The sequence below is a fragment of the Psychrobacter sp. LFX-11D genome (assembly GCF_904846475.1).
GTDB classification, from domain to species: Bacteria; Pseudomonadota; Gammaproteobacteria; order Pseudomonadales; family Moraxellaceae; genus Psychrobacter; species Psychrobacter cryohalolentis.
The window spans coordinates 15,268-36,122 of sequence record NZ_CAJHAV010000021.1 but is presented as its reverse complement, the minus strand read 5'-3'; the positions used below and the strand labels follow the sequence as shown (position 1 = coordinate 36,122).

The following is a 20,855-nucleotide window of genomic DNA, read 5'->3' as shown; positions in this document are numbered from 1 at the left end:
GTTCGCAACACTGTTCATTCTCTCCCCAATCAAGGTTCGCACCTTCACGGGTGCGTGGATTGAAACTTCATAGAGCATAATAGGTTAACCGAGGCTTTAGGTTCGCACCTTCACGGGTGCGTGGATTGAAACTCCCAACACTGTTCATTCTCTCCCCAATCAAGGTTCGCACCTTCACGGGTGCGTGGATTGAAACGGGTCGTACAAACGCGCTTATGTCTGTATTAGCCTGTTCGCACCTTCACGGGTGCGTGGATTGAAACTATGGTGCTCGCTTAATGACAGCAGCCGATGCGCGTTCGCACCTTCACGGGTGCGTGGATTGAAACATCAGGCTTAATATTCATGATTCTAAATTGCATAGTTCGCACCTTCACGGGTGCGTGGATTGAAACCTTATATAGGCTTATAATAAAGTTAATCTTACGTTCGCACCTTCACGGGTGCGTGGATTGAAACCCGTAAATATCAGGCACTCGACCGCCTAAACGCGTTCGCACCTTCACGGGTGCGTGGATTGAAACTCAGCAACTAGATATGCGTCACGCTGCATATCGGTTCGCACCTTCACGGGTGCGTGGATTGAAACCTTATCTTTACCAAGCTGTGCAAATCGTGCTTGTAGTTCGCACCTTCACGGGTGCGTGGATTGAAACTTAATCATACGCTCAGACAAAGCAACGATATCAGTTCGCACCTTCACGGGTGCGTGGATTGAAACGCCAGCAGACACTATAACTTCGTCAACTGAGTTTTGTTCGCACCTTCACGGGTGCGTGGATTGAAACACGCCCGATGCAAAATCAAGATTGATAATATCGTTCGCACCTTCACGGGTGCGTGGATTGAAACTCGTTCTTCTGTGCGTCTGCGTGTTAATCCTTTGGTTCGCACCTTCACGGGTGCGTGGATTGAAACATTTGGTAGTTTGAAGGCTTGTAGGCTATTGATTGTTCGCACCTTCACGGGTGCGTGGATTGAAACTCGTTCTTCTGTGCGCCTACGTGTTAAACCTGGTGTTCGCACCTTCACGGGTGCGTGGATTGAAACTACTACTTGCCCTACTGGTTCAGTATGGTTATGAGTTCGCACCTTCACGGGTGCGTGGATTGAAACATATTGGATAGCAATAGTGGCGCAGCTGATGCGGGTTCGCACCTTCACGGGTGCGTGGATTGAAACTTTAAAAGAATGATTGCATCTTCAAAGCTATCGTTCGCACCTTCACGGGTGCGTGGATTGAAACATCTATCTTACGCCTTACTCTGCGAGCGGTAGGTTCGCACCTTCACGGGTGCGTGGATTGAAACTCACGACTAGCGTAATACGCTAACGCTTTGGTGTTCGCACCTTCACGGGTGCGTGGATTGAAACTTCAGGAGTCATAGTGGTGTCCTTTTGCGTATTGTTCGCACCTTCACGGGTGCGTGGATTGAAACGTGCCAAGGTTGGTGACGCTTTTAATCTTGAATCGTTCGCACCTTCACGGGTGCGTGGATTGAAACACGGGTCTAACTGACAAGAACGGTGTTGAGATTTGTTCGCACCTTCACGGGTGCGTGGATTGAAACTACGAGTGATTATTAATATACTGAACCGTCAGGAGTTCGCACCTTCACGGGTGCGTGGATTGAAACAGAACTACTTTTGATACCCATATCCATAGTGATGTTCGCACCTTCACGGGTGCGTGGATTGAAACTTACCTGCTCTGTATAGATATTTAAAGCAATTCGTTCGCACCTTCACGGGTGCGTGGATTGAAACATGAGCCGTGTCGATAAAATAGAAGCGTTAGACGTTCGCACCTTCACGGGTGCGTGGATTGAAACGATGGACGAGGAGTTTGTAAAAATTAGCGAAACGTTCGCACCTTCACGGGTGCGTGGATTGAAACATCGATGAGGTGCTGAATGACCAAAGCAAAGACGAGTTCGCACCTTCACGGGTGCGTGGATTGAAACACCGATCAACTGAGGGACAGCGAGAGCAAGCGCGTTCGCACCTTCACGGGTGCGTGGATTGAAACTATCAATCCGTCAATATCGCCCCATCCGTTAGGTGTTCGCACCTTCACGGGTGCGTGGATTGAAACATCAAGACCGTAAGCAAAAATTCGTTATTGAGTGGTTCGCACCTTCACGGGTGCGTGGATTGAAACTAAAAATGCCGACTCATCAATAAAATACAATGATGTTCGCACCTTCACGGGTGCGTGGATTGAAACATGAGATTGAGCAGCAACCGCGCTGGCGTGCTATGTTCGCACCTTCACGGGTGCGTGGATTGAAACCCACAGAAACGCGCTGAGAACAAGCCAAACGGCGGTTCGCACCTTCACGGGTGCGTGGATTGAAACCCAAAAGAGATTGACCGCATAAGAGTGAGCGAGCGTTCGCACCTTCACGGGTGCGTGGATTGAAACAGCATCGACCGCTTAAAAGACATACGTGACTGGTTCGCACCTTCACGGGTGCGTGGATTGAAACTAGTTTTTGGGCGAGAAATGACCTGGAGATATACGTTCGCACCTTCACGGGTGCGTGGATTGAAACGGATTGCGTTGGTAATGCGTTCGCATTGCCTTCGCGTTCGCACCTTCACGGGTGCGTGGATTGAAACTTGCAGCTGCTTAATGAACGCATCAAACATTGCGTTCGCACCTTCACGGGTGCGTGGATTGAAACCAAGACGCAAGATGATGGCGGTTGCAATGAGTGAGGGTTCGCACCTTCACGGGTGCGTGGATTGAAACTGGCGTTGGGTCAGCTCTATCAGTCAGATTCAGGGTTCGCACCTTCACGGGTGCGTGGATTGAAACTTTTAGTAAAGAAAATAAACCAAAACAAACAGTTCGCACCTTCACGGGTGCGTGGATTGAAACTTCCTCACCTTCGCTTAAGGTGCGAATAGCAAGTTCGCGTCCATCACGGGCGCGTGGATTGAAACGATATCATGCGGCGCAAAGTGTCCGCCATAATCTTCGCGTCCATCACGGGCGCGTGGATTGAAACAAAACGTATTACGAAAAGATGATAAGTGAGGAATTCGCGTCCATCACGGGCGCGTGGATTGAAACCAGCGGTCGATAGTTTGCTACGCGTGATTACTTTCGCGTCCATCACGGGCGCGTGGATTGAAACAGTGCGATAACCGTTTCTGCTGTCTCCAAGTCGTCTTCGCGTCCATCACGGGCGCGTGGATTGAAACCCTATGGTGAGATGTTGACATTACCGCTTGAATTCGCGTCCATCACGGGCGCGTGGATTGAAACGGCATTAGCAATGACTTTTGCAGCAACAGTATCTTCGCGTCCATCACGGGCGCGTGGATTGAAACAGGAGATAAGAGAGTCAATCATATCTGATTTTGTTCGCGTCCATCACGGGCGCGTGGATTGAAACTATTCAGTTTGATGCTTCGTTAGTCGAAACTATTTCGCGTCCATCACGGGCGCGTGGATTGAAACTAATTCTGTACCTAATTATAAATATATCCCTATTCGCGTCCATCACGGGCGCGTGGATTGAAACAAAACAGACGCCCGATTGGTATGTCGAGCCGTTATTCGCGTCCATCACGGGCGCGTGGATTGAAACCACGCCCTGTGCGCCAAGAAATGAGCCTGAATATTCGCGTCCATCACGGGCGCGTGGATTGAAACATAATCATTACTCTATCATTAGTGTGTAGTAAATTCGCGTCCATCACGGGCGCGTGGATTGAAACTTATTGTAGTTATCCCAAGCCCATTCTTTAGCATCTTCGCGTCCATCACGGGCGCGTGGATTGAAACTTTACTGCGTGTTGGATGCAGCCGCTATTATCTTTCGCGTCCATCACGGGCGCGTGGATTGAAACGACACAGCAAGCGGTTATGGCTTTGGCTTGAATAAGTTCGCACCCATCACGGGTGTGTGGATTGAAAAGGGGATATAGGCAGTCGCTTAGCTGCAATTAATTTTCGCACCCATCACGGGTGTGTGGATTGAAACACGATCAATAAGCGTGTAGTACGCCTGATCGTTTCGCACCCATCACGGGTGTGTGGATTGAAATACTTCTAGTTAACTAACTTTTCAAATTTGGGCGTAGATCCTATATCTATAAACATAAAACTAAATAGCACGTCATATGCTGTCGCTTAATTTAAGTTTTTGCCTCAAAACCTCACAAATTGGCTTTTAATTGTTTGCTAATACTCGTAAATTATTAGTGGAGGTCAATACACAGGATATAACGACCAAGTCATCAACTCGATATCTTAGTGGGAAAGATATGAAATCACTATCGATCGCTAAACTACAAACAATCAATGTGCTTGTATATTCAGAAATCATTAGTCTGTTTGATATTTATACCTGCCATATCAGACCACTTCTGAATAGCTAGGCTATCGAACTTGAGCAAAGTAATGCTTGCTCAAAACTTACCTGCTTTGTGAAAGAGGAGGAAAAGTGGTTCTTGCTCAATAACTTTGAGCTATTGCATATAGCAAAAAGCCCTTATATTGATTTTGATGTATTAAGAAAAGAAGTAGACGTGAAATATATACCAAAGAATCAGTTTGATTTTGACATCAGTTTTTACGAGCTTACCAAGCTCATTGCTCAACATAACAAGAAGATAGATATCAAGCTCATTTACACGCAGCTAAACAAAATCTTGGATCGAGAGATGAATAAAAAATTATTTGGTAAAAATATTTTTACTATTGCTACATTTTGTCGGCTTATAAATATAAGTGAGCAAACTTATTACAAGCGACCTTCTGAGGGTGTTTTATGACTGAGAATACTGAGAATGACCAAAATTTTATATATCCAAAAACAGTATCGACTGCCATATCTGAGATCACTTTAGCAGTACACAATAGCTATAGACAGCCAGATGATAATCCTCAAAACCTACTAAGATTAACATTACAGGTATTACAAAGAAGGCCAGTCCCTCGGCTTTCTTTGACTATTAGTAAATCAGAACTAGCAAAAAAACCACTCATCATGCAATTGCTCATTCTCATGCAACATTCTATCAATGAACATCAGCATGACTACCTACAGAAACGGTTAATTTGGCTAGCCATAGCAATGCACACCAGTGTGATGCTGATGCAGCATAGTACAAAACAACACACCAAAAATATACTGATGCAATTTAAACAGGCGCAGTTTTCAGGATCTCCTAGACGAATATGGATTTGGCATGAACTACCTGATTTACCTCAAATGAGCATGCGTGTGGAAAGCATATGTACCATTTTCACTGATCTATTAGAGCAGCAAAAAAGTGCATATGAATTGTTAAATGATAAGCAAGCTACTCATGCCGAAGAAAAGAAAGTAGCAAAAGATAAACTGAGCCAAATAGAAAAAATAACGACCGCCTATAAAAATGCGCATGCGTTACGCAAGCCTAGACCCAAGTATAAGAAGCCGCCTAAACATATTAAAATTATAGCTATCAACTTAGCAGACAACACATCGAAATTACCCTTAGACTCTACTGCAACGAGTCACAACTGGAATACTACGCCTAGTAATGATGCATGGGGTAACACACATGATGATATAGAACACAGCGCTATCGCCATAGATTTTGCATTTTTAGAAGCTAATACTGAAAGCCATGAAGGGTTAACCACCAGCTTTGAAGAGCGTATTGACCACTATGAGGCACCCTATGTCAGCTATGGCGAATATCCAAACCCGTTAATCAAAAACTCTATACCGCTCCAAACTATAGATTTATCGCTACAGCAAAACTATATATCTCAGCGCAATCTCGCGCTTAACTCTAACACGCGCTTACTCGCCCTTGCCGGCTATCAAGCGTTATTTTCTGCGCTCAACCAAGACGCAAGCACCTTACCAGAATCAGAGACTGATAAAACCTGTGCGGGTATTTTACTGTTATCTATGATTACCGGGCTGCCAGTTAAGTCCTTACTAATACCCGGCTATATCGGTCATCGTGACATCTTTAACCTTAATGGTAAAAAGTATTACATTAAACACAGCTTAGGTATTACTAAAAGGTCCACAAGCCAAACATTGCCCGAAAAGGATTATGAAAATATTTTTGATACCATCAAAGTTCCACTGCCATTGTGGCTTATAGATGATTTACTTGCTTGCGAGTTGCCATTAAAAGAAGATTTTACGGCTTATCTTGCCGCCTTACGTAGCAGCCTTGGATTGCCTTACCTGTCCGTCAATCGTATAGAGACTGCACTACATGTCGTGCTCTCTCGCTATACGCCAGATTGCCATGCGCATATCGCTGATATCATCTGTCGTACGCCTGCGCCCCATGCTCCTGCGATGTACTATAGTAGCCACACCAGCGAAGCACTTATGGCTCACTATAAATCAGCACTGGGTATATTTAATAGCAACAGTGATTTTGACTTAACTTATATCACCCCTTGGCATAAATATACGGTGGGCTCAGCGTTTGCGCTGAAGATTGAGACAGTTTGCGACATCGTAAATGAGATGAAGTACTGGACCGATCAAAGTTCAAACGATGAGGAGCTCTTTAATAGAACCAGTATTTTTGTATGGTTTGTCTTTTGCCTTTTAACCGGCGTGCGACCAAACAACGGTCTTGGCAGGATGTACGATATCGATCTTGATATGGGTTGGCTGCTCATCAATGACAAGCCAGTTAAGAAGGTCAAAAGTGATCGTCTCATTCCGCTATGCCCCACACTTATACGCCATCTAACAGACTATAGAGCGTATTTAATCAACTATCAGGCAAAGCACCAAGGTCATCATGATATCAGCGCTATCATTGACAATATACGTTTAGGTAATGATGAAGCACTATTAAAGCTGTTGTCTGAGCGAGCTCCTACTGCTAACTCTCCTACTCTTAAAGACATTAAGCGTGGCGATGCTTATCATATGACCAAGCACATCATTGACGCCAATCCCTATTGGACACGTCACTTTGTTCGTACGCAGCTTGAAAAGCTTGGCGTTTCCTTATCGCTGATTAACACGGTTATTGGTCATGAAAAAGCTCGTCAAGAAGTATTGGGGCGCTTCTCATCAAGTAGTAAAGCAGATATTAAGCGTGTAGCATCCGTGTTTGAACAGATCGCAGCACAGCTTGGGTTATCAGATATCACAGTTAACCACTATCCAAATCATGTTGGCACAAGCACTGCAGAGGTTGACCATGCTAATAAATGAAATACAGCTACCAAAAATTATTGATGACTTAGCAAAGTTTGATGGTAGAAAAAAGCGCTACGTGCCTTATCCATCTATAATCAAAGACAGTGACACAGTGAGGACACGTGAGATACAGCTACTCGCCGATTTACAGACTGAGTGGGAGTCATTGAAAAGGATTCATCCTGGAAGTATTGGATTCATAAAGTCTTTCAATAAATCTTACCAACAAGCGCTTTGGCCCGATGAGCGCATCTTTTCATTTTTGCCAAGCTCTAGCGATTATTTTGATTTGTCATGGCTATCTTGGAGTCAATCTTTAAACCAATTTCAGGGAGAGCTTTATAAGCAATTGAAACCATTGTCTCAAGAGGGATTTGATGAGTTTCAGCCAATCATTGAAAACAAAATTGCAAAAGCTTACGAGTCATCTAGAACACTCAAGCATGTCTGGCAAGTCGTCGTTAAGTTCATTGACTATCAAAATAAGCACTATATGCTTGCTGAGCATCACTATCCTAAAATAATCGCGCCACAGCCTACTAAAATCAATCCACTAATTACAAATACAGCTTGGTTAAAAGACGGTAAGGCACTGGTCAAAATTATTAGCGCAGTAGAGCATAATTGGGAGCAAACAACCGATTACAGCCAAGAGAAAATCATAGGCTGGCTGATATTCTCAGGGATTATATATGGCGGCATTAACGAGGTACAAATGCTTCAAGGGTGGCTTATCTCATTGCTCGCCAAAGAGTATCAGCCATTCATCAAAGAAAGGATAGTAATCTCACCGCGTTTTGTGCAAAAGCGCTTTGGTAACGAGCGAGAAGAAGAAAGTGACCAGCTTTATAACACCAAGCAAATCGTTGTAGATATGGTCAGTCAGTGTTGGCTGATGCGTTATCATACAAAAAGTAGTCAAGTAGAGTTTGAACCTATCATTGCCAAACTGTCAGAAGATAAGATAAAACAATACTTGGCCGTGGCTTTGTCTGACGTGATCAAGCCTTTGGGTATTAAGCCACTTCCCTTTTCAAGGTTTTTATATTATGCCAGTTACTACTGGGAGGATCTCGATGACGCTAGTATTGAGCTATGCTCAGAAAAATGTAGAACCAAACTTGGTAAACTAAGTGTATTAACAGAAGCTTATCGTGACTAAGAAAGCTAGAAATTTATGACTGATCCAAGCTGCTAATCTTATAGGAACTAGAGCGTTTCATCAGTTTGCTCTATAGTCTAATCCATATAAAACCGATACATCATGTTTTGAGGCAGCACTAGTATAAATTTTTCTAGCTTACTGTGCCTGCGCAGACAGAGGCTGCAAAAAATTCATTCTAGTCCCGCTGTATCGTTTTTATACTGAGCTTACTATATCATTATCGCCTCAACATAAAAAAAACGAAAGAACCAGAGAGGTATCTTTCGTTTAGGACTTGCTTAGCTATACTTAGTGAAACTCATACAGTATAGAAAATATAACACAACAGTGCGGCGTGGCTTAAGTCATATCATAACACCTAGACAAACACGCTCTTCCTTGCTTTATTTTTTATAGTTTATTAACTTGGTTAACATACCACTACATCATCTCCTTATTAATACAATCATCCTTATGCAGTGCGTTATAGAGCTTCGTCTCTGCAACTTTTATTAATGCCTCACGCTTAGCAAAATCGTAACTTTGGGTAGCATTGGCATCAAATAATCGGTCTTGATTGTTCTCTTCTTGCCACCCAATGATACTCTGCAAAAGCTGGGCACAATAAGCTTCATGCGCCTCATCAAACAAGGGCGTATCGGCGGTAGGTGCACTACCAATATCATCTGAGACCGTAGTGATTGCTAACATCATGATGGCGTCAAAACTTTGCTGACTAACTTGTATATCACTAAGCTTTTTTGTGGCGAACATTATCTTTCCCGCTGTCTTGTACTTAAGAATTTATAATTCGCTATACTAAATTTCTGATGTGACAAACTAATGACATCATCACAATTATTGTAATTAACTACAGCTTTCAACTGAACCGTTCCGGTATTGCTGGACACTCAACAGGGACTCGTATAAAGCCCATAAGAACCTATTAAACCGCAATTTTAACCCAACTACGCTCAATCAAATTTAGACGGGCGATGTCACTTATATTCGTATCAAAAGCGGCTGGTGCTATCTAGCCGTTGTTTTAGATTTATATGCCCGGCGTGTGGTGGGCTTTACCATCTCAGTCTCAGACTCCCCTGACAGACAGTGTACTGACCGCTAAGGCGCGACAGATGACATATCACAGCAGTCAGACATTCGCTGAAGCTAGGAGTGCCATTATTGATTATATCTGAGGCTATATTCTATCTAATAATGCGCCAACCTCTGAACTTGGCAAAGAAACCCTTAAGTCTCTCAGAAAAATTCAAAGCCTCCAATTCTGTCACTTCTTCGACGTGATGGCGAGCCGCCAGTATCGGCTGTTCTACCAATCTTTCGTGATGATCAAAAGCGCGATCCAGACTGATACTCATGATAGAGAAGTTGGTCGGCCGTGGTAGACAGCGATATACTTGACCTTTATTAATTAAATCAATGACCATATGGGCGTCTTTGAATTCAGTCAGCATCAGAACCATCAAATCTGGCTGGATGTTTTTTAAGGCATAAACAATGGGGGTAATATTTTCTTTATTGAGTGTCGAATCCGTAATAGTGACGCCAAAGCGTTTTTTTTGTAATAACTTTGCTGCCTGTTCAAGGTTACTGGCCCAACTCACGGTATAAGCACTCTTAAAGTGACTTTTTATTTGCTGATAGACGCTCTCGTCGTCATCTAATACCAATATATTACGATTGCTACCAGTGATGCCACCACTAACTTTTTGAGTATCATTACCTTGCATAGTGTTTTGGGTGATTTCTTGAGTTTGCTGAGCAATTTCTGTGGCTTTATTGACGATTTGTTTAAGCTCATCATTTTGCCATGGCTTTGTGATATAACGATAAATTTCGCCCTCGTTCACAGAGTCAATCACTGCATTCAAATCAGCATAGCCAGTCAGTAAAATACGCAGTGTATTTGGTGAGGCCGCTTTGATATCACGTAACACTTCTGTACCTTGCTTATCTGGCATGCGTTGGTCGCTGATGACCACTTGCACATCATGCTCGCTGACATACTTCATCAATTCGCTAGCATCAGTGGTGATAAATACATCATGTGACTGGCGAAAATGCATTTTTAAACTGCGTAAAATACGTGGCTCATCATCGATAAAAGCGATTTTTGGTTTTTGCATGACGCTCTCTTTAAATAAGTGATGGGAAGTCTCTTAACTTTCAAATAAGGCTTGTGAAGGTTTAGGTTCATGAGCGCTAGACTGTATCGGCAGTTTGATGGTAAAGGTCGTGCCCGCGCCAACGATTGAACTAACCTCGATATATCCACCATGTTGCTCGATGATTTGTGCCGTAATGGCCAACCCTAGCCCTGTGCCATCGCCTGCTTTTTTGGTGGTAAAAAATGGCTCAAAAATCTTCGCCAGCGTATTTTCTTGGATACCGACACCATTGTCTTTGACACTCACGACAATGTGCTGCTGCGCCTTATCGATAGACGAGCTGACTTGCAGTATCCCTTTATGGTCAATCGGCATGGCTTGGGCGGCATTATTAAATAGGTTCAATAATACTTGGTTGATTTGTGAAGGATTACATTGAATCGGTGGCAGCTCGGCTAGATTGGTTTTGACGACTAGAGTTTTTAAATTATTGCGCGCCATAATCAATGAGGTATTGATGCAATCATTGATATCGACATCTTTTACCTTAGATTCATCAATTCGAGAAAAGTCGCGTAAGCTGACGACCAGCTCAGCAATCTGATCGACGCCGTAAAGTCCATCTTTAATCAAATCGGCCAAATCTTCACTGACCTCATCTTCTTTAATTTCCTCACAGCATTGTAAGGTTTGCTCTATCAGTTGCTCGACTTGTTCTTGATTAATAGTTGGTGCTTTTAAGACCTGCAATAATTGATCAGTATGTTGTAGCAACTCATCAAAACGCATGAGATTATCGCCAACCAATTCCATGTTACTACGCACGTAGCCTAGCGGCGTGTTGACCTCATGCGCCACACCTGCCACCATTTGGCCAAGGGTAGCCATTTTTTCAGAACGCACCAGATGTACTTGTGAGGCTTTTAACTCATCCATGGCTTGCTGTAAATCTTGTGTGCGTGCGGCAACTTGTTTTTCTAGATGCACATTGATTTCAGCCAGTGCACCTTCATTCTCGACGACGCGATCAATCAATTGATTGGTCTGCTCACTAATAATTTGAATCTCGCTGACATTTGAATGAGGGAGTTTGTGCGCGCTTAATTGTTGATATTTTTTTTGCTCAATCAACAACCCCATATCAGCCACTGACTGTGCCATGTGCTTTAGCGGCCGCGTAAAGTAGCGACGAAATACCCATGCGGTCAACAATAAGATAGGAATGAAACCCAGCAGCATGGCTTGAATCAGTTTATTGGACAGCGCATTTGCCACGCTCATCAGGTCATTATCAGGCTTAACGATGACCATCTTCCAATACGTAAACGGCATGCGAAAAACGAAGGCAGTGGCGGGCTGCTGCAACACAAAGTCATTGGGCACAGCGATGGTGTCGATCAAATGACTGTCTACCAAATTAAACGTTTGATCGATATTTAGTAGCAGTAATGCTGACAGTAATTTGGACTCTTGCTCGCTGATTTTATTCAGATTGGTCGTACTTAGAATACTACGTGCAGCGAGCGTATAGCGGCTTTCATCTTTGGCTACTGCCTCATCTATCAGTGTCTGATTAATACTATCTAGACTGTCCGCAATAGGGGCAAAGCTAGGGTTGGCATCTGCCAACTGCCGTGCCGTTACGACCTCGTCCTGACCGCTATCTTTAGTCGCGTGCATGACCATCGACTGATCGGGGAAGGTCAAAAATCGATTGTCCAAGTCTACCAAAAAGACATAACCACCCAGCTTATCTTGCCACTTTTCCATCGCCTCGCCGAGGTTGTCTAATAGCAGATTGAAACTCACCACTCCATCAAAAGCCTGATTGCGACTATCGTATAATGCCTTGGCACACGTCATCATCGGCTGATTACTCACCGGATCGACATAGGCACGGCTCCAGACACAGTGGTCATGACGCGCGTACATTGCAGGAATGTACCACCAATCACGATAATAGGGATTCGGGGTTTGGCGCGCTTGATTGTAACGCTCTAATGGCTGCATGCTGCCTGACTCATCACGTGACCATACAAACGACTGGCGTTCTCGACCCTCAGCGTACATATTTGGGTCAAACCATACGCCGCCGCCTACAATGCGTTGATCCATTTGTTGCATGAGATTGCCAAAGGTTTCTTTATAAAGGATGTCTTGTTTTGGTAACCCGCCCGCCATCGTACTGGTGGCTTTGGCCAATCCGTCGACATGGTTGATATTCGCCATAATGCTATTGATGGCTTCATTACCTGTTTCAACCACTGTCTCTGAGGTCATCTCCAGTATGCGCGGCTTGGCTTGGGTTTCGATGACCCAATACACCAGCAAAATAATGAGTAAAAAAGCCAATGTTAAAATAATCAGTATACGGGTGGAGATACTACCAAACCGATCAACAACCTTCATAAACACACCTGATATCTATGCGCTAACTGTTATCAACAAATCAGTGAATGACTAAAGATATGAGTGATACGCAACCGCTATTTATAGTGAGCTCAAGGATACGATGCCGTTATGACAATACGATGACAATAATCGTGTTTTACCGTATGGTAGCTATTGTCTGTCTATGCGCAGCAGCTATATGATCTCTTCATTATTTATTTTTGCGACTTTTTTAGCATAAACGACATTCCTCTTATTGCGAGCCTACGTCAGGCTTGGCAATGCCATTATTGCTTTAGATAATGAAAAAAGTATAGCTAAAGAGACAGTCCTTATTATGGGAAAGCCCACTCTAATTGGACCATGGAGAAAAGAAGCGACTATAGTCAGTTTAATATAAAATCGATACAGCCCATATCATGAAATAGTTTAGATAGATTATTCTCTATCCATCCATCCTAGGCGTAGAAATTTAGCTTGTGCCCACATCTTCTCGATAGGATTTAGATCAGGGCTATATGGTGGTAAAAAATAACAGGCGATCGCCGTGCCTATTAATTAGCTTTTGCACGCGTTTATGAAAGCTTGCGTTATTGACCTATGCTGACAATACTGTAGAAACTAACTTAGGAAATTTTAATAAGAAAGCTTAATGATGATGACCCATGCTATCGACCTCATAGCCATTAAATTCATATCCAACACTAGAAGTTCGATTTCCATATAGGGAATTGAACCCAATGAAAGCACCTCAACAAGTATTACATTATTCAGTGATTTCGGTACCCTATTGAAGACTCGAGTGTTTAGCTGTAGGCTATCTATATCAGTAGTCAAAGTTATTTATGGTAGCTCAGTATACATAGAAGTGTACTTTTCATTATAAAATAGCGAATCCCCATGTACAGATTCAAAATCAATGACCTGAGCTCGGCCAACGCGGATGATAGTCATCGACTACGAAAGGATGGGTATGTCGTATCCCGTTGGGTGTAGGAGATCCAGTAGCATGGATATGACCCTCTGGTAGATTGAAATGCTCATGTTCAATCTCTGTTAAATCAATAGACGGCCAGACTCTAAAAGCCGCCCATACCGCTAGTGCAGCAGCACCGCCTAATACTGCAAAAGCAACAGTCATACTGTAATGAGCACCTAACCAACCTGCCAAGGGGTAAAATACCAACCAACTGACATGAGATAAAGCAAACTGAGCGGCAAACAGTGCTGGGCGATCTTCTTGATGTGAGGATCGCCATAGCAAGCGGCCAGAGGGAGTTTGAGCAGCAGAATAACCCAAACCTAACACGAACCATAAGGCCATAAGTGAGTTTTGTCCCATCATCAATGTACCAGCGAACATACCCACCACTAACAGCCCTACACCGCTTAACATGACCCTACGGTCTGTCAGCTTACTTAGTAGGCTTGGCAAAGCCAATGCAGCAATCATAGAACCAGCGCCAAAGCTCGCTAAGGCTAATGCCACTGCACTCTGAGTGAGTCCCATGCCACCCTGAATGATTACAACCGTATTTACAAAAACCATAGACGCTGCGGCAGAAACGGCAACATTGACTGCGAGCAATCCGCGCAATCGAGGTGTGGCTAAATAGATTCGAATACCACGCGTGGTTCTATCATAAATGCTACGACGCTCTGGTATAGCATGTGGGGGCAGTACCACCGATACTACCAATAGGGCAGAGGCTAAAAACCCCAGCACTGTCCCCGTAAACAGATTATGAAAGCTCATTACTGTCAGTAATGCCGCCGCTAACATAGGACTGACCAGACTTTCCATATCGTACGCAAGGCGTGAGAGAGACAAGGCTTTTGTATAGTCCGCTTCATCAGGTAGAACATCAGGAATAGTGGCCTGAAAAGTCGGCGTGAAGGCCGCTGAGGCTGCTTGCAACACAAAGATTAGTACATAAACTTCCCAAATTTGGGAAACAAACGGCAAAAGCAGTGCTACACCTGCTCGTATCACATCCAGCGATACCAACATCGTGCGTTTGGGCAGTCGTTCGGCAAAGGCTGCTGCGATTGGTGCGATACCAACATAAGCAACCATCTTGATGGCCAATGCGGCTCCCATGACGACCCCAGCATTATTACCAGCCAAATCAAAAGCCAAAAGGCCTAGCGCCACAGTAGCTAGACCAGTACCAATCAGGGCAATGACTTGCGCGGCAAATAAATGACGATAAGTTCGGTTGGCAAAGATACTAAGCATGAGAGCTCTTTAGATCAGGCGATTGATCTTACAGGTAACGGGTTATCTCCTTGAACTCCTTGATAGAATTCTGCTGATCTTTGTCAACAGCCCCTAATAAGTCTTCAAGGCAATGATCCAAATGGTCTTGGATTAAAATTTTCTTAGCTTGGTGAATTGCGTTTTCTACCGCTTGCAGCTGTTGGGCTACATCAAGGCAAGTTCGACCCTCAACCAACATCTCTATCGTACTGCTTAGATGACCATTCGCTTTTTTAAGGCGTGTGATAACAGCTGGATGAGACTCGTGTATGTGCGGTTTTTTCATAATGGCAGTGTCCTTCCTCTAGAGAGCGCAATTATACCCGATAAAAACTTAATTTTTTATTGACCTAATCCCCCCCTAGGGGATATCATCTTACTCCTTAATTGCTCGGTTTGCATTTAAAAAATTCGTATTTTATGTGCCCTATCTGTAAGAAAGTGCTTTGAGGTGCCAGTCATAATTACTTTCTATTGAATGAGTTCAAAATTTTTTATTGTATTACATTAGGCCGCGTATCCATTATTTCACACCATAGGATTCTCAATGCACAGCTATGCTCATAATAGGTCAACAAGCTCGTCATGGGCGACTTGGCAGACCCGTCTGCTGTTACTTTCGGTACTGCTTTCCTGTGTCATTTTTGGCAGTAACGAAGCTTTTGCTCACGCTGTTACAGCGGGTGATAAAGGTTATATTCAGGAAATTTCAGGAGTCAATATTTTACCCTTTATGTACTTGGGTGCTAAGCACATGATAACGGGATATGACCATATACTGTTCCTCTTCGGGGTCATCTTCTTTCTTTACCGTATGAAACATATTGGTGTCTATGTGAGCCTATTCGCATTAGGTCATTCCACCACGATGATTTTAGGTGTGTATTTCAACATTGGTATAAATAGTTATCTGATTGATGCAATTATTGGCCTCTCTGTTGTTTATAAAGCTTTAGACAACATTGGTGCTTTCCAGCGATGGTTCGGATATCAACCAAATACAAAAATAGCGGTACTTATATTTGGTCTTTTCCATGGCTTTGGGTTGTCAACTAAGATTCTAGAATACGATATGTCTCCTGACGGCCTGCTACCTAACTTACTCGCATTTAACGTGGGTGTGGAGATTGGGCAACTATTAGCTCTAGCAATCATATTGATTGGCATGAGCTACTGGCGACGCACGTCAAGTTTCATCCGTAACGCTTATACCGCCAACGTTGCCATGATGAGCGCAGGATTTATTTTAGTGGGCATGCAGCTTACTGGCTATTTAATGTCTCAATAACCCAAGGATTTCTAATATGTATAACAGTGACACCCCTTCACAAGCTGAGCTGCCCTCTTCAAATCAACTCATAAAATCTACTATTCTGGCTATAATCGCAGCAATAGTTCTTTTATTTACAGTGGTTCTACCGGCAGAATACGGTATTGATCCAACTGGGGTTGGTAAACTGCTTCGATTAACAGAGATGGGACAAGTTAAACAACAGCTGGCAGAAGAAGCTGCTGCCGACGCTGCTGGTTTACTAACAACTGATATTGATAATGTGACTGAAAAAGCAGTGAATGCCACAATTGCAGATACTACTGTAACTAGTGGGCAGTGGCGTGATGAAATCCCTTTTACTCTGACTCCAGGTGAAGGAATAGAAATTAAAATGAAAATGTCTGAAGGTGATAAAGCAAATTACTCTTGGGCAGTCACTGGCGGTGAGGTTAATTTTGATACTCACGGTGATGCCTTGGGTAAAGCCATTAGCTATGAGAAAGGTCGCGGGGTTGCTTCTGATGAAGGCGTTTTAGAGGCCGCATTTACAGGTAATCACGGTTGGTTCTGGCGAAATCGTGGCGATTCAGATGTTCAAGTTGTTTTACGTACCCGTGGCGATTACAGCACTATTAAAACGATGTAAAAAAGTAGGGAGTGGTTCGTGCCGTTATTACCTGATTAGAGCCAGAGCTGTCTCACTAAGCTTAGAGTAACAAGCTAAATAAACTCAATCCTCGAATTGGAACACAAGCGGTCTAATGCGAGGACTTATTTAGGATTGGATAGCGATATATCTACTTCTAGGAGTTATTGAAGATGTGATCTATGAGAGAGGCACAAAAAGATGTAGTCACAGCCGTATCAAAACTTAGTCGCTCTGCCTAACCATGCTACCAACTCACGGGCAGGCGCCTCACTCAAACACTGCGGACAATTAAGATAGGTCATCACGCAGTCATTCAAATCAGTTAGCATATGTAGAAGTAACCCTAAACCAATTATTTTATAGGGCCTTGGTAGAAATAGCATAGCCGCATATGCCGCCATTGCATAGTAAGTATGCAGCGGATGAAAGTTAATACTGCAACGATCGGGCGAAAAGATAGGTGTCGCTAGCAGATGATCTAAATCAACTAGCATGGTTGCTAAAAGAATCAAATATACTCGTTTATAGTCGTCACGAAAAAATATATAGGCGATGACCAATGGCATACCAAAATGTAGAAAATAATGGATAACGGTTTGAATCATCGCTTTTTCCGATTTAAGATAGTTTGTAGTGGAAAATCAATTTCATATAAAACATAAGATATTTTTTCTTTAAAGTGCATGTGAAATATATGCATCATACACTCACTCTCTTATCATTGTATCTGTCCAAAAAATTAATAGTTAATATAGGGCATACCCAAGTGGAACCAGCTATTTCACCCTTCATACCTATTAATAGACCACTTAAAATAGACCGCTATCACAATGCTGAACTAGCTCGTCTATTGCGTTACGCATCATAGAACCATATGTTCTTTATTACAAAGCCACCTCGTAACTCGTACTACGCCCCGAAGCCTCGGATTTTTTCAGCATCTCCTTTTCTATCAGATCATTAATATCACGCAGTGCTGTATCTATAGAACACTTGGTCATCACTGACCATTTTTTAGTGGTCACCTTGCCATAAAAGTCTGTGAGTAAATTATTTAACATAGTGACTTGTCTGGTGTTCAATGCTGACAATACTGTAGAAACTAACTTAGGAAATTTTAATAATAAAGCTTAATGATGATGACCCATGCTATCGACCTCATAGCCATTAAATTTATATCCAACACTAGAAGTTCGATTTCCATATAGGGAATTGAACCCAATTAAAGCCCTTCAACAAGTATTACATTATTCAGTGATTTCGGTACCCTATTAAAGACTCGAGTGTTTAGCTATAGGCTAATGGTATCAATATTTTTATTCTCTGAAATAGCTACGGTGTATTTTATGATATACATGCCATACATATACTATTCGTGATCGGTGCGCTGTGTACGTATCAATCAAACTTTAGCATCAATGAAATCGAGCATAGAAAAGACAGTTTATACAAGGTTCATTAAGGTATATATTAATATCAATGATTCGGATTCGGGAATTAAGCCATGTTAACTTTTCATTCAAAATCATCATTGCCGATAATTAAGACGGCAGTGATTTCTACTTTACTAATCGGTACTGTCCAACTGATGATAGGCTGCGACTCACAGCCCTTATCTTCGAATAATGACGGCACTGCGCATACGAATACTGTAGATAAAGACATGGCTAAGAATGATGAGGCATCTATCAATCCAGCGCCTACAGATACGAGTGCTATGGATAAAGCACAAACTAACGAAGCAGCAGGTATAGCTGATGAGCAAATCGTCAGCCCGTCAGGGTATCAGAAACTAAGCTTCGGTCAGATGATTACTCCTGAACTGCTAAGTAGCCTAGGAATGACCAAAGCCAAGAGCGATAACGAACAATGCTATTACGTCAGTAATCCAGCACTGAGTTATATCGATAAAGAGTACGGTGATCGTGCTTCTGTGCTATATCAAATCATAGACAACAAGGTTGCTCTGATCAGTATTCAGGATCCAAGCATCCCGTTTTATAAAGACATCAACGTTGGTAATTCAGCCACAGCGGTTATGAAAGCACATAATGACGAGCTCACTTACGAGGTCGATAAATATGCGGTTAATGGTGACTACTATAGCCTGATTGTTAATGTTAATTTCAAGGTAATAAAAGAAAGCCCACTCGGAGAATCATTAAAAGACGAAAATATTGAGCTTAATAATAAACAGGATAAGTTTCCCCTACAAATTGAATATCATATCAAGGGCGGTCAAAAGTTTAATGATTATCAGATTAAGGCGACTGAGTGGACAGCAGACAATAAAAGCCTATTAAAAGGTGAGGTAGAAAGCATCGATATCGGTATACCAGAAGCGATTTATTTGGTCGAAGGCTGCTCTTAAAAACTGAACGCAAAAAAAACCAGCATCTAGCTGGGTTATTTACGAAAGGCTGTTTTCTATAAGGGTGCTTTGTGACTCATGCTCAATTAATGAGTTATCGCACTCTCTAAAATTGTATACGCTGCTTTAACCCTATCTGCATTTGGATAGTTTTTATTTGCCAGAATGACAATGCCTGATTTTTCGGCAGGAATATAAGCGATATAACCACCAAACCCATTAGTAGCGCCTGTTTTGTTGACCCAGACGTTATTTAAAACAGCCGTTGGATGATTGTCTGTTTTAATGGCTTGAGGCTTTAGTACCACGTCCATTGAGTTGCCTTCAAGCAAGGTATCTAGCTGAGTAGGATAAGGGTACATCTCCCATCCTAACCCTTGGGTAAAAGTGCTCGCCTGATAGTAACCCTTTCTATTATTGTCTAACGCTTGCTGAATATCTTTATCCAGCGGTACTAGCCCCATATTAGCCGCCATAAAATGCGTCATATCTGTGATGGTGGATTTAATACCATAGGCTTCGGCGTCTAACATGCCAGGATTGACTCGGATAGCATCGCCAGCAGCGTTATAACCAAATGCATAATCAGCCATCTTGTCACTAGGCACATTGATAAAGGTATTGGGCATATTGAGTGACGGCAGTATTTTTTCTTCCATCAACTGTGTGTAATCAGCGTCCATGCTCAATGCAGATATATAACCAAACAGACCGATACTGGCGTTGGAATATAAACGCTTTGAGTTGATAGGAAATACAGGCTGCCAAGATTTATAATAACGTAGCAACTCTTTATTGTTTTTGACTTCATCAGGGACTTGTAGTGGTAGACCACCAGCTGAATAGGTGGCTAGGTTTATCAGCTTGGTATTGCCAATGGCGCTGTTTTTTAGGTAGGGAATATATTTATCAGCGGTATCTTCTAATTTAAGTGTGCCATTTAATTCTGAATAACTGGCTAAAGTAGCAGCAAACGTCTTACTGATTGAGCCTAGCTCAAAAATAGTGTTTTCTGAGACAGGTATTTTGGCTTTCTTATCAGCCAAACCATAATGATAGAAGTGTGATTTACCATCAATAATAATACCAAAAGCCATTCCTGAAATATTATGCTCATTCATTAGTAATTTGGCTTGTTGATCAACAGCGCTCTTTAGATGGTCATTGTTATCCGCTGCTTGTACGGTTCCAGATAGTAATGATGCTGTCACTAAAGCGGTAAATCCCACTTGATTTAAAAAGGTTTGAAAGGGTTGTTTCATTATAGGGTTTCTCATTTATTCTGATAGATGTACTGATAATTTAGTGAGCATGCAAATAGCGCTTTGCTTTCAGTTCGGGTATGCCGTTTTACATTATCTCAGAATGCTGAATCCCCGACAATCTTAGCGATTTAGTATCATGGAATAGATCTTTTAGAATGTACCTCAAAGGGATCATTGAAAACTGGC

Annotated in this window: 16 protein-coding genes and 1 CRISPR repeat array; of the genes, 8 read left to right on the top strand and 8 right to left on the bottom strand. The window is 42.7% G+C overall.

Annotation, left to right across the window (positions count from 1 at the left end; all coding sequences use genetic code 11):
• Nucleotides 1-34: 34 nt before the first annotated feature.
• Nucleotides 35-2,884: direct repeats of the CRISPR family, unit length 32 nt; unit sequence GTTCGCACCTTCACGGGTGCGTGGATTGAAAC.
• 319 nt (nt 2,885-3,203) lie between these two features.
• The 5 genes from JMX75_RS13145 to JMX75_RS12260 all read left to right on the top strand — a co-directional run bounded on the left by JMX75_RS13145 (nt 3,204) and on the right by JMX75_RS12260 (nt 8,349).
• A complete protein-coding gene (locus tag JMX75_RS13145; RefSeq protein ID WP_413786641.1) occupies nt 3,204-3,401 on the top strand; it encodes a hypothetical protein in 198 nt (65 codons plus the stop codon).
• Nucleotides 3,402-3,526: 125 nt separating this feature from the next.
• Nucleotides 3,527-3,661, top strand: a complete 135-nt coding sequence (locus JMX75_RS13140; protein WP_413786640.1) for a hypothetical protein — start codon at nt 3,527-3,529, stop codon at nt 3,659-3,661.
• A gap of 803 nt (nt 3,662-4,464) precedes the next feature.
• Nucleotides 4,465-4,788 carry a hypothetical protein gene (locus JMX75_RS12270; protein WP_181210937.1) on the top strand — a complete coding sequence of 108 codons (324 nt, stop codon included), beginning with the start codon at nt 4,465-4,467 and terminating at the stop codon, nt 4,786-4,788.
• A 233-nt stretch (nt 4,789-5,021) separates the two neighbouring features.
• Nucleotides 5,022-7,202, top strand: coding sequence for a site-specific integrase (locus tag JMX75_RS12265; RefSeq protein ID WP_181210938.1), 2,181 nt, complete (start codon nt 5,022-5,024; stop codon nt 7,200-7,202).
• Nucleotides 7,189-8,349 (top strand): hypothetical protein, encoded by a 1,161-nt coding sequence (locus tag JMX75_RS12260; RefSeq protein WP_201532504.1) that lies wholly within the window; start codon nt 7,189-7,191, stop codon nt 8,347-8,349. The genes JMX75_RS12265 and JMX75_RS12260 overlap by 14 nt, the downstream gene beginning before the upstream one ends.
• Nucleotides 8,350-8,772: 423 nt before the next feature.
• Here the strand turns inward: JMX75_RS12260 and JMX75_RS12255 are convergent, their stop codons facing one another.
• The 6 genes from JMX75_RS12255 to JMX75_RS12230 form a co-directional block, all read right to left on the bottom strand.
• Nucleotides 8,773-9,105: a hypothetical protein gene (locus tag JMX75_RS12255; protein WP_201532503.1), complete on the bottom strand. Its 333-nt coding sequence runs from the start codon at nt 9,103-9,105 to the stop codon at nt 8,773-8,775.
• Between the two features lie 434 nt (nt 9,106-9,539).
• On the bottom strand, nt 9,540-10,478 hold the full coding sequence (locus JMX75_RS12250) for a response regulator (RefSeq protein ID WP_201532502.1): 939 nt from the start codon (nt 10,476-10,478) through the stop codon (nt 9,540-9,542).
• A gap of 33 nt (nt 10,479-10,511) precedes the next feature.
• Nucleotides 10,512-12,869: an ATP-binding protein gene (locus JMX75_RS12245; protein WP_201532501.1), complete on the bottom strand. Its 2,358-nt coding sequence runs from the start codon at nt 12,867-12,869 to the stop codon at nt 10,512-10,514.
• Between the two features lie 420 nt (nt 12,870-13,289).
• Nucleotides 13,290-13,394 carry a transposase gene (locus tag JMX75_RS13135; RefSeq protein WP_227673071.1) on the bottom strand — a complete coding sequence of 35 codons (105 nt, stop codon included), beginning with the start codon at nt 13,392-13,394 and terminating at the stop codon, nt 13,290-13,292.
• Between the two features lie 373 nt (nt 13,395-13,767).
• The gene (locus tag JMX75_RS12235; RefSeq protein WP_201532500.1) at nt 13,768-15,090 is read right to left on the bottom strand and encodes an MFS transporter; all 1,323 of its coding nucleotides are present in this window, start codon (nt 15,088-15,090) and stop codon (nt 13,768-13,770) included.
• Between the two features lie 28 nt (nt 15,091-15,118).
• Complete coding sequence (locus JMX75_RS12230; RefSeq protein WP_036590571.1) at nt 15,119-15,397, bottom strand: metal-sensing transcriptional repressor; 279 nt, start codon at nt 15,395-15,397, stop codon at nt 15,119-15,121.
• 261 nt (nt 15,398-15,658) lie between these two features.
• Between JMX75_RS12230 and JMX75_RS12225 the strand changes: the two genes are divergently transcribed.
• Both JMX75_RS12225 and JMX75_RS12220 read left to right on the top strand, forming a co-directional pair.
• Nucleotides 15,659-16,399, top strand: coding sequence for a HupE/UreJ family protein (locus tag JMX75_RS12225; RefSeq protein ID WP_101204369.1), 741 nt, complete (start codon nt 15,659-15,661; stop codon nt 16,397-16,399).
• A 16-nt stretch (nt 16,400-16,415) separates the two neighbouring features.
• Nucleotides 16,416-17,030: a transmembrane anchor protein gene (locus JMX75_RS12220; RefSeq protein ID WP_201532499.1), complete on the top strand. Its 615-nt coding sequence runs from the start codon at nt 16,416-16,418 to the stop codon at nt 17,028-17,030.
• Between the two features lie 218 nt (nt 17,031-17,248).
• Here the strand turns inward: JMX75_RS12220 and JMX75_RS12215 are convergent, their stop codons facing one another.
• A complete protein-coding gene (locus tag JMX75_RS12215; protein ID WP_201532498.1) occupies nt 17,249-17,638 on the bottom strand; it encodes a DUF6122 family protein in 390 nt (129 codons plus the stop codon).
• Between the two features lie 899 nt (nt 17,639-18,537).
• On the opposite strand from JMX75_RS12215, the gene JMX75_RS12210 reads away from it, so the two are divergent.
• On the top strand, nt 18,538-19,404 hold the full coding sequence (locus tag JMX75_RS12210) for a hypothetical protein (protein WP_201532497.1): 867 nt from the start codon (nt 18,538-18,540) through the stop codon (nt 19,402-19,404).
• Between the two features lie 86 nt (nt 19,405-19,490).
• Here the strand turns inward: JMX75_RS12210 and ampC are convergent, their stop codons facing one another.
• A complete protein-coding gene (gene ampC / locus JMX75_RS12205; protein WP_201532496.1) occupies nt 19,491-20,666 on the bottom strand; it encodes a class C beta-lactamase in 1,176 nt (391 codons plus the stop codon).
• Between the last annotated feature and the right edge of the window lie 189 nt (nt 20,667-20,855).

What these genes read in the sequence shown, in the direction of transcription:
- JMX75_RS12265 (WP_181210938.1), top strand. Translation starts at nt 5,022, where the DNA reads ATGCAACATTCTATCAATGAACATCAGCATGACTACCTACAGAAACGG.
- JMX75_RS12260 (WP_201532504.1), top strand. Translation starts at nt 7,189, where the DNA reads ATGCTAATAAATGAAATACAGCTACCAAAAATTATTGATGACTTAGCA.
- JMX75_RS12255 (WP_201532503.1), bottom strand. Translation starts at nt 9,105, where the DNA reads ATGTTCGCCACAAAAAAGCTTAGTGATATACAAGTTAGTCAGCAAAGT.
- JMX75_RS12250 (WP_201532502.1), bottom strand. Translation starts at nt 10,478, where the DNA reads ATGCAAAAACCAAAAATCGCTTTTATCGATGATGAGCCACGTATTTTA.
- JMX75_RS12245 (WP_201532501.1), bottom strand. Translation starts at nt 12,869, where the DNA reads ATGAAGGTTGTTGATCGGTTTGGTAGTATCTCCACCCGTATACTGATT.
- JMX75_RS12235 (WP_201532500.1), bottom strand. Translation starts at nt 15,090, where the DNA reads ATGCTTAGTATCTTTGCCAACCGAACTTATCGTCATTTATTTGCCGCG.
- JMX75_RS12230 (WP_036590571.1), bottom strand. Translation starts at nt 15,397, where the DNA reads ATGAAAAAACCGCACATACACGAGTCTCATCCAGCTGTTATCACACGC.
- JMX75_RS12225 (WP_101204369.1), top strand. Translation starts at nt 15,659, where the DNA reads ATGCACAGCTATGCTCATAATAGGTCAACAAGCTCGTCATGGGCGACT.
- JMX75_RS12220 (WP_201532499.1), top strand. Translation starts at nt 16,416, where the DNA reads ATGTATAACAGTGACACCCCTTCACAAGCTGAGCTGCCCTCTTCAAAT.
- JMX75_RS12215 (WP_201532498.1), bottom strand. Translation starts at nt 17,638, where the DNA reads ATGATTCAAACCGTTATCCATTATTTTCTACATTTTGGTATGCCATTG.
- JMX75_RS12210 (WP_201532497.1), top strand. Translation starts at nt 18,538, where the DNA reads ATGTTAACTTTTCATTCAAAATCATCATTGCCGATAATTAAGACGGCA.
- ampC (WP_201532496.1), bottom strand. Translation starts at nt 20,666, where the DNA reads ATGAAACAACCCTTTCAAACCTTTTTAAATCAAGTGGGATTTACCGCT.